Below are 9979 nucleotides of genomic sequence, written 5' to 3' on the forward strand. Positions count from 1 at the left end.
CCCCGTGACGAGGATCATCCCGTACGGCTTCTTCGCCAGGGCCTCCACGCCGGCCAGCACGTCGCGCGGCATCCCCAGCTCGCGCAGCTGCACGGGGCGGCCGCCGCGATCGAGGAGACGGAGGACGACGCTCTCGCCGAACATGGTGGGCACCGTGCTCACGCGCAGGTCCAGCTCGCGCGACTCCAGGCGCACGCGGATGCGGCCGTCCTGGGGCCGGCGCCGCTCGCTGATGTCCAGCTCCGCCAGCAGCTTGATGCGGCTGACGATGGCCTGGTGCAGCTCCGCCGGCGCCTCGGGCGCGGGGGCCAGCACGCCGTCCATGCGGAACCGGGCGGAAAGCCCGCTGCGGTCCGCCTCCAGGTGGATGTCGCTGGCCCCCGCGTCGTAGGCGTCGCGCACCAGCAGGTTCACGTAGCGGATGACGGGCGGCTGGTTGGCCAGGTCGCGCACGTCCGTGGCCAGGTCGTCGTCGCCGTGCACCTGCGCCAGCTCGATGAGCCGCTCCGCGCGGGTGCTGAGCCGCTCGATCATCCGCTCCACCTCGGCGGCGGGCGCGGGCAGCACCTCCACGGGCCGGCCGTAGGCGAACGCCAGCTCGTCCACCGCGTCCAGCAGCGCGCCCTCGGCGGCGGCCACGCGCAGCGTGCCGTCCGGGCCCAGCTCGCTGGGGCACAGGCGGTGGTGCAGCAGGAACTCGCGCGTGAGGCCTTCGGCGAGCGGCACTTCGGTGGAGGACATCCCGGGAACTTCGGCGGGGGTGCGGACGGAAGTCGGCCCGCAATCTAACCCGATCCGGCAAGTCGTTCAACCGACGCCGGATCGGTGCACACCGCGCGCGCCGGGCTCGCCGCGCACCCTGTCCGAGCGCCAGGGCCGCTTTCACGCGCGGGGTTGAGCGGGCGGACCCTGCTTCCTTATCCTGACATTACGAACGGATTCGATCCACGCGGCCCCCGCCGTCAGGATGCACCGCGCCGGCGCGTTGTAGCTGTCCGAGCTCCCGCGGATCGACACCCGTCTTCACCTCCCGCCGGCCCCTTCGACCCACCCGGTTCCCCATGTCGCGTCGTCTCTGCCGCACCCTTTGCAACACTCTGCGTTACACGGCTTCTTCGTTTCGGCACTCCGGTGCGGCGAGGATGCTGCTGCACGCGGCCGGCCTGCTGCTGGCGCTGGTCCTGTCGGCGGGGACGGCGGCGGCACAGCCGTCGTGCACGGAGGACCCGTGCGGGGGAACGGGCGACGAGTTTCCGCCCAACGTGAGCGTGTCGCCGGCGAGCGGCACGTACTCGCAGCCGTCCATCCCGGTGCTGATCTCCATGGGGGACGGCTACTCGCTCCGGCCCGACTCGCTGCGGGTGACGCTGAACGACACAGTCGTCACCTCCGCGTTCCAGTACACGCCCACGCCGGGATCGAGCACGCCCAAGGCGACCGCGCGTGGCACCATCCAGCTCAAGCCGGGGACCAACACCCTGCGCGTGCAGATGTGCGACCTGGGTCCCCTGTGCCGGACGGTGGAGACGACGTACGCGTACGGCGTCCCGGGGGTGTCGGTAAGCCCGGACGGCGGCGTGTCGTACGTGGCGCGCGGCAACCCGGCGTCGCAGACGTTCACCATCCAGAACACGGGCCCGGCGAGCGCCACGTTCACGCTGCAGGCCGTCTGCCGGGAGGTGTACTCGGGCGCGGCGGTGTCGTCGTGCACCCTCTCGTCTCCCAGCGTGACGCTCAACCCGGGCGCGAGCACCACGGTGACGGTGGGGCACGGGTACAACGCGGCGGGCAGCAGCGTCTCCGTGGAGCTGCGGGCCCGGCACGCAACCGTGCCGTCGGTGGCCGACATGGGATGGGTGGAGCTGGACGTACGCAACTGGGGCGGCGTTCCCAGCACCATGACCGTGGCGCTCGTGGACCTGAACTCCACCGGCACCATCTCGCGCGACGAGTGCGTGACGGTGTCGGCCGGGGCGGGGGCGGCGTACGAGTGCGGCGACCTGCGGCTGGCGCACGGCGTCCCGGGGATGGCCACGCTGGGCAGGGGACGCGCGCCCGTGCTGCTGTACAACAGCCAGCACGCGCAGCCGTACCCCACGGTGTACGCCGACGTGACGCTGCCGGAGGGCGTATCGCCTCCCCAGCAGGTGGTGGCGACGGTAACGACGGCCAGCGGGGTGGTCTACACGCGCACGTTCACGGGGAGCGACTGGTGGCCGGGGATGACGCGGCGCATCGGCGTGCAGTGGGACGGGCGCAGCGACGGGTGGTGGCTCAAGGGCTACACCCTGCAGGTGACGGCCGTCTACGGCGGCGGGGTGCAGCACTCCACGCAGGTGCAGGGCGAGATCGCGCTGGTGAACCGCATCGGCAGCGCCTTTGGGGCAGGATGGTGGCTGGCGGGGCTGGAGCAGCTCTCCTGCGTGGGGTGCCCCAACGGCAACAACCGCAGCATGCTGCGCACGGGCGACGGCAGCACGCGCGTGCTCGAAGAGGTGGTCTCGGGGTACATGTGGGTCGCGCAGAACCCCGGCGGCCGGCCCGACACGCTCATCCTGGAGTGGCTGCCCACGGGCGCGCAGTACAAGCGCAAGCTGCAGGGCGGCGGCGAGATCCACTACGACGGAGAGGGCCGTCACGTCCGGACGGTGAGCCGGCTGAACGACACCACGCACTTCAGCTACGACGGCAGCAGCACGCGGCTGCTGTACGTGAGCGTGCCGCGCCGGGACGGCGTCGCGCGGGGCTTCAGCTTCTCGTACACGGGCGGATACCTCACCGGCGTACAGCTGCAGATCAACGGCGTGCCGCAGCCGGGAATCACGCTCACGAACAGCGGCGGGCGCGTCACCGCCATCACGGACCCCGACGGGCTCAAGACGCAGTTTGGCTACGGGGACCCCAACAACCCCAACCGCATCACTTCGCGCACGTCGCGCGACACCACCGCGGTCACGTTCGGCTACGACGCGGCGGGCAGGATGAACGGCGTGGCCCTGGCGCTGAACGGCACGCAGTCCATCACCACCCTGTTCACGGCCGCCGAGGGCCGGGGGGTGAACCCCGGGAGCACGACGCTCTCGTCGGTCCTGGTGTCGGAGGGGTACACGCTGATCAACGGGCCGCGCGCGGACGTGGCGGACGAGACGCGGATCTGGGTGACGAGCCGGGGCGCGCCGCGGCGCATCCGCGACGCCTTGGGCGGCGAGACGGTGCTCGTACGGGGGAACGCGACGTATCCCTCGCTCGTGACGGAGGTGCGCGGGCCCAACGCGCGGGGCGACAGCCTGGTGGTCAAGTCCACGGCCGGGTACGACTTCCGCGGGCGGGTGGACAGCACCACGGTGGTAAACCCGCTGGGCGACGGGCAGAACCTCACGACGCGGTACACCTACGACAACCTGTGGGACTCGCCGGCCACCGTCACGGCGCCCGGCGTGGGGCAGACGTCCATGGCGTACGACCCGCAGACGGGCAACCTGCTGTGGCAGCAGCAGGGAAGCTCCACCCGCCGCGTGTACTACGACTACCACACGACGGGGGTGGACCGCGGGCTGCTGGCCCGCGTGCGCTACCCGCACCCCGTGACGGGCGCGGCGGGCGGGGGCGGGGCCGACTCGCTGGGCTACGACGCCTCCAGCAACCTGCGCTTTACCCGCACGCCGCTGGGCTTCCTGACGCACCACTACCGCGACCAATACGGCCGCGACACGCTGGTCATCACCCCCGTGCGGGCCGACAGCGCCGACACGGAGCTGGAGCTGCAGGGCAACGGCACCCGCGCGCGCACGGGCTACGACCTGATGGGCCGGGTGGCGTGGACGGAGGCAGTGGGCCGGCCGGTGGCGCTGCCGGCCAGCGCGGACGGTCGGGTGCCGGCGCGCACCTCGCCCACGGAGACGCTGCGGGTAGAGACGCAGTTCGACGCCATGGGGCGCGCGCGGATCGTGAACCGCTGGTCCACCCCGGACGTGGCAACGGCGGGCGTGCTGCGCGACTCCATGACGTACGACCGCGCCGGGCGCATGCTCACGCGCAAGAAGAGCGGCGTGGGCGCGGAGAGCTTCGTGTACGACCCGGCGGGGAACGTCACCTCGACCACCACGCCGCGCGGACACACCATCAGCATGGAGTACGACGTGCTGGGCCGGCTGGTGCGCCGCGGGGTGCCCGCGGCCACGGACGCCGCCGGGTGCCCGCCGCTGTGGTCCAGCTGCCCCCGCTTTCCCTACTACTCCACCGGCACGGGGGGCGGCTTCGCGGCGCCGGCCGAGAACTACTACTACCGCTACGACGGGCTGGGCAACCAGGTTTACGCCGAGAACCTGGACGCAAAGGTGGTCCGCTCGTACTACCCCGGCGGCGCGCTGCGCACGGACAGCACCTACATGCGCGCGTACGCCGGGATGGACTACGCCACGCACGCGTTCGGGCTGGAGTACCGCTACGACGCCGTGGGCCGGCTGCGTGCCCTGCAGCACCCCACGAACCTGACGGGCACGGCGCAGGCGGACAGCTTTGCCTATGACGCCACGACGGGCGCCATGGTCTACGCCCGCAGCCGCCAAGGCCACGCCTACAGCTTCGCGTACGACCTGCTGGGCCGGCCCGTGCGCCTGGGCTACCCCGGCGGCGGCGCCGAGCGGACGACGTACGACGCGGACGGCCGGCGGTTCGCGCGCCTGGACAGCCTTTCCACCGCCGCCTCGTACGCCGTGCTGTCCGCGGACACGTTCGCGTACGACGCGCGCGGCAAGGTGACGTACATCAACGGCAAGGCGGGAAGCCAGGCCACGCACTTCCGCAACTGGTACTCCGGGCTGGGCAACCTGCTGGGCACTGACTGGGGCAACGTGACCAATTTCGCGGGGGTCACGGAAACCTTCGTGGTGGACGCCATGGGCAACCAGGCGCAGAGCAGCCGCTGGGTGGACGGCGCCTACGATCCCATCGTCTACAGCAACGCGTACCAGCCGGGCCGGGGGCGCATCGGCAACATCAGCAAGGTAGCGCCCACCAACCCGCCCAGCGCCAGCTTCCGGCCCGACAGCACGCTGCGCTACTACGACAACGCCGGCAACGTGACCTGGGGCATCCAGCACCAGTACGGCAACGTGGGAAGCGGCGGCGGCATGGGGGGCAACATCACGCCCAACGGCATCGGCATCGCGCACCAGACGATCACGCGCAACTTCTACGGCGCGGACAACACGGTACGCGTGGTGCAGGTGCACGATCAGACGTACCCGTACACGTACAACGGCTCGTACGCGGAGTACCGGTACGACCCGCTGGGGCGGCGCATCATGGAGCGCACGCGGCGCGACACGGTGTGCTCCACGTCGAGCTACGGGTGCGAGAGCACGCTCACGCGCTTCGTCTGGGCCGGCGACCAGCTGCTGTGGGAGCTGCGGGTGCCGGGCGGCAACGACGTGCAGGTGGGGCCCTCGGGGCTGGACGCCACGAGCGCCAGCGGCGCCATGTACGGCCGCGTGAGCTACTTTCACGCGGGCGGGATCGACAAGCCGCTGCTGATCACCAAGGAGGGCGCGGAGAGCGTGGTCCCGCGCGACACGTGGCGTGGCCAGTTCCACGCGGGCACGTCACCGACGACGGGCCTCGTGCGCGATTGCCAGCAGGGTGGCCAGACCGGCTGCCTGCTGATCGCGTGGCCGGGGTGGCGTACGACGGCGACGCACGCGTGGGGAGGCGAAGAGGCACCGGATATCGACGTGTGGTACGGCGGCCTGGTGGACGGGATGCGTGACGCGAGCGGCCAGATGTACATGCGCAACCGCTACTACGACCCCGCGACGGGCCAGTTCACCCAGACGGACCCCATCGGTCTCGCGGGTGGCCTGAACGCGTACGGGTTTGCCGCGGGCGACCCGGTGAGCTACTCGGATCCGTATGGCCTCTGCCCTATCGAGAAAGACGGGATACCATGCCGCGCCGAATACGCGGCCGGTGTAACAGTCAGTAGTCCAAAACTACGCCGATTCCTTGACGATTTCGCGGCGGAACAGAATCGCACGGTTATGGTCTACAGCGGCGATCGTGATGCAGCTCGGAACGCGCAGGCAGGGGGAGCACGCAGTAGTTTCCACACACGAGGGCAAGCTGCAGACTTGATCTTCAAGGATGGTACAAAAAAGGAAACAGTGCGGGCTCTTTATACTAGCAGCGTGAGGCAGGAAGCCGGTGTCCGTCTACTCTACCACGGGCCTGGGGCCAAGCTTCCCGAGCACTCACACGTCGATCTTGGGGATGGACCAGATCTGTTCGAACAGCCCCGCGAAGAAAGCACACGGTATGTTCCCCTCCAGCCGGCGCATGTTTTCGGACCTGGGCGCGACCGCCGTGGCGAGCCAGTGCGTACATCTGGTGGCGCCTATCCAATCCCCTAGACACGAAAGCGCTAAACGATGAAGAGTCATTGGTGCAGGTGCGCTGTCTTAACCTTTCTTATAAGCGCGTGTAGTGCGAGTGGGCGCGAGGAACCGTCGAGTGATGAACGTGAGGCGTCCACGTCCGCCGAAGATCGCATTGAACAACTGGGCTGCGGTGTATCGGATTCGACGCACCTTACCAGTACAGGAATAGGAGTCCTGCAGATCGGGGGTTCGGTCGAAGTAGTTCGAGAGAACTGTAAAGTTCTCGCGGATACCTTTGAGGCTGATGCTGAAGCAACGCAGCAACACCTACTACTGGTGGAGGTGCATACAGAACCTGTCCGCGTGCTTACGGACAATAACCGCATTTGGCGGATTGAGATCACCGGAAGGAAATTCAGAACTACGGATTCCTTGGGAGTAGGCGTAACGTTGCCACAACTCCTTAAGAGTGAACAGGTAACCGCAATCGAAGGCGATGGGTTGCTATACGCAAGGATTCCAGAGCACTGCGGCTTGAGCTTTCGACTCACCCACCTTCCAGGAGATCACGACCATCGTGCAACTTGGACCGCAGAGAACCTTAGGCTGTTACCCTCCAACACAATCGCTGATCTGGTATTGATTACTGGCTGCGCGTCCAGTGTGGATCTGTAGGCCGGAATCGACTCTCGCACTCACGCACAACTTAGAGGGGGGGAGTATGGAGTGCACGCGTCGTGATAGCGTGTGCTTCAACACGGGCACGGGCTGCGAGAGCACGCTTACGCGCTTCGTGTGGGCGGGCGACCAGCTGCTGTGGGAGCTGCGGGTGCCGGGCGGGAACAACGTGGTGGCGGGGAGCTCGGGGCTGGACGCGACGAACGCCAGCGGTGACATGTACGGCCGGGTGAGCTACTTTCACGCGGGCGGCATTGACAAGCCCCTGCTCATCACCAGGGAGGGCGTGGAGAGCGTCGTCCCGCGCGACACGTGGCGTGGCCAGTTCCACGCCGGCACGTCGCCGAGGACGGGTGCATCGCGCAACTGCCCGGTGGGAGTGCACACCGGCTGCCTGCTGATCGCCTGGCCCGGCTGGAAGACGACGGCGTCGCACGCATGGGGAGGCGAAGAGGCGCCGGACATCGATGTGTGGTACGGCGGCCTGGTGGACGGGATGCGCGATGCGAGCGGGCAGATGTACATGCGCAACCGCTACTACGACCCCGCCACGGGCCAGTTCACCCAGACCGACCCCATCGGCCTCGCGGGAGGGCTGAACGCCTACGGGTTCGCGGCGGGGGACCCGGTGAGCTACTCGGATCCGTATGGGTTGTGTGCTGACCACGATCCGCCTCAGGATAGTACTCGTGCACTCACTCTGGAGGAGCGTGAACGTCTTACCTGCATCGCAAGGACCCGTTTCGCGGAAGGCACACGCACAGCTTTTCTTCGCGATCTAAATGCAGGGCTCGTCCGAGTTCAGGTTTCCGCTTCAACTGGCGACTGGGCATACGTTCCTTTTGGAGCGAGTCCTCCCATCGTATTTGCAGAAGGCACCATTCTTCGGCAGCCCGAAGTTCACGTTGCGCTTACCGCAGCGCATGAAGTACGGCATAAGGGACAGCGAACCTTCCGCGAAGTTCGGCGGGCCCTTGAGGGCGGATATTATGATGTGCTTCGAGAGTCTATGGAGGCCGACGCTGAGGCTTATGCGTTTTGAGTGGTTGACCGAACCATAACGAGCTACTGTGAACACTAACCCTGGGAGGCAGGTGCTTATGTATCGCTCAGGCTATGGCTTCTTTACACTGTTTTTGTCTAGCCTATTCGCTTGTTCTCAGCAACAGCGAGTGGATTCAGGATTTGTGCAATGCGGTCGCCGACCCGGTGAGGTCTACGGGGCCACGGCAGATTCCATGCTCGGCGGCGTACCTGTTGCGTCGGCGGGCGGGATTATTGACACTGAACGGATGATCGAACGTGATCCCACCATGCGTACGTACAACCACATGTACGCCCTTCGATATGAATTACGCCGTTTCCGCTCGCAGAATGGGCGACTCCCAGACACTATCGAGGAGTTCAGCTCCAACGATGCTCCTGGGATTAAGATCAATATCGATGGTTGGGGAAGCTCTATTAGGTATACCCGCACTTCAGATGAAGGCTATGAACTTCGTGCGCCAGGACCGGATCACCAGTTGTGCACAGCCGACGACATGGTAGCGCGCAACGACAGCCTTCCCGTGATTACGAGTTGGGGAGGTACGAGGCAGACTCTACTTTCTGCACTGTGGCCGCAGCATGCGCGAAGAACAGAGGACCTGCCGGGATGAACAGCGCCTTTACGCGCTCAGTGCTCGATCGGTATGCGTCCGGCCTCCGGTTTGGACAACTGCACTTAGACATGGGAAGAAAACTGCCGATCAAAACGGCCGACGACGCGCCGGAGGTCTTCTCCGTGGAGCGGCTTCCCGTCATCCGGAATGGATCGCACGTTGGAATGAATGGGATTCATTGACCGTGCGGAGCCCGAGCAGCCCCACTAATCGTGCTTCCACGCGGGGAGTGCGCCGAGACGTGGTAGAGGAACTGGGCATGCACACTTGCGAGAAGTATAGGTGGAGCGTCTGGTGAGACCAAAGCTACCCAGGTTGCGCGTGAGGTACATACCTGGAACAAGGCGCGGAGAGACAGGTCTCACCGCGCTTTCTGTTGCTCCTATACTGACGCTTCGTCTGGGCCGACCAGCCGCACTGGGAGTTGCGCGTGCCGGGCGGCAACAACATGACGAGCGGCGCCTCGGACCTGGAGTCGACGAGCGCGGGTGGCGACTTCTGCGGCCGCGTGAGCTACTTCCACGCGGGCGGGAGCGACAAGCCGCTGCTCATCACCAAGGAGGGCGCGGAGAGCGTGGTGCCGCGCGATACGTGGCGGGGTCAGTTCCACGCCGGCACGTCGGCCACGACGGGGCTCGTGCGCGACTGCCAGCAGGGCGGACAGACCGGCTGCCTCCTGATCGCGTGGCCGGGGTGGAATACTTCGGCGTCGCACGCCTGGGGCGAGGGCGGACCGGACATCGTCGGCTGGTACGGCGGCCTGGTGGACGGGATGCGGGACGCGAGCGGGCAGATGTACATGCGCAACCGCTACTACGACCCGGCGACGGGCCAGTTCACCCAGACGCACCCCATCGGCCTCGCCGGCGGAATGAACGCGTACGGCTTCGCGGCGGGAGATCCGGTGAGCTATGCTGATCCCTATGGACTCTATGTATGTGCGCAAACGCGAGCTATGCGGCTTGAAATCGAGCGCGCCTACCACATGCAGATTAATTGGGACGCTGATGGCTGCGTGCGAAATCCCAGCAATACGAACGCACTGAGTGGGTCGGGTCAATACGCTCAACTTCAGTCAGAGTTCGACGCTACCGTTACGTCTTCAATCCGATTTGACGTGCGTTCCGTACGCTTTGGGCGTCGTGGGTCACAGATCATTCGACGGTCGAGCGGACACTGCGAGATCGTTATCGCCCGCTACCAGCATCAGGAGTCTTGGTCCTGGGATTTGTTCAATCCTGATCGCCGCCGCTACGGTATGATGTT

The 9979-nt window shown here is 66.8% G+C and carries 4 protein-coding genes; 3 read left to right on the plus strand and 1 reads right to left on the minus strand.

Annotation, left to right across the window (positions count from 1 at the left end):
- Nucleotides 1-741, minus strand: a 741-nt coding sequence (locus VFZ20_RS30200) for a GspE/PulE family protein (protein ID WP_329687688.1), incomplete at its 3' end; no start/stop codon positions are given.
- 401 nt (nt 742-1142) lie between these two features.
- On the opposite strand from VFZ20_RS30200, the gene VFZ20_RS30205 reads away from it, so the two are divergent.
- The 3 genes from VFZ20_RS30205 to VFZ20_RS30215 all read left to right on the plus strand — a co-directional run.
- A complete protein-coding gene (locus tag VFZ20_RS30205) occupies nt 1143-6407 on the plus strand; it encodes an RHS repeat-associated core domain-containing protein (protein ID WP_329687689.1) in 5265 nt (1754 codons plus the stop codon).
- 712 nt (nt 6408-7119) lie between these two features.
- Nucleotides 7120-8094, plus strand: a complete 975-nt coding sequence (locus tag VFZ20_RS30210) for an RHS repeat-associated core domain-containing protein (protein ID WP_329687690.1) — start codon at nt 7120-7122, stop codon at nt 8092-8094.
- A gap of 1049 nt (nt 8095-9143) precedes the next feature.
- Nucleotides 9144-9979, plus strand: an 836-nt coding sequence (locus VFZ20_RS30215) for an RHS repeat-associated core domain-containing protein (RefSeq protein WP_329687691.1), incomplete at its 3' end; no start/stop codon positions are given.

It is taken from the genome of Longimicrobium sp., from assembly GCF_036280135.1.
Lineage (GTDB): Bacteria > Gemmatimonadota > Gemmatimonadetes > Longimicrobiales > Longimicrobiaceae > Longimicrobium.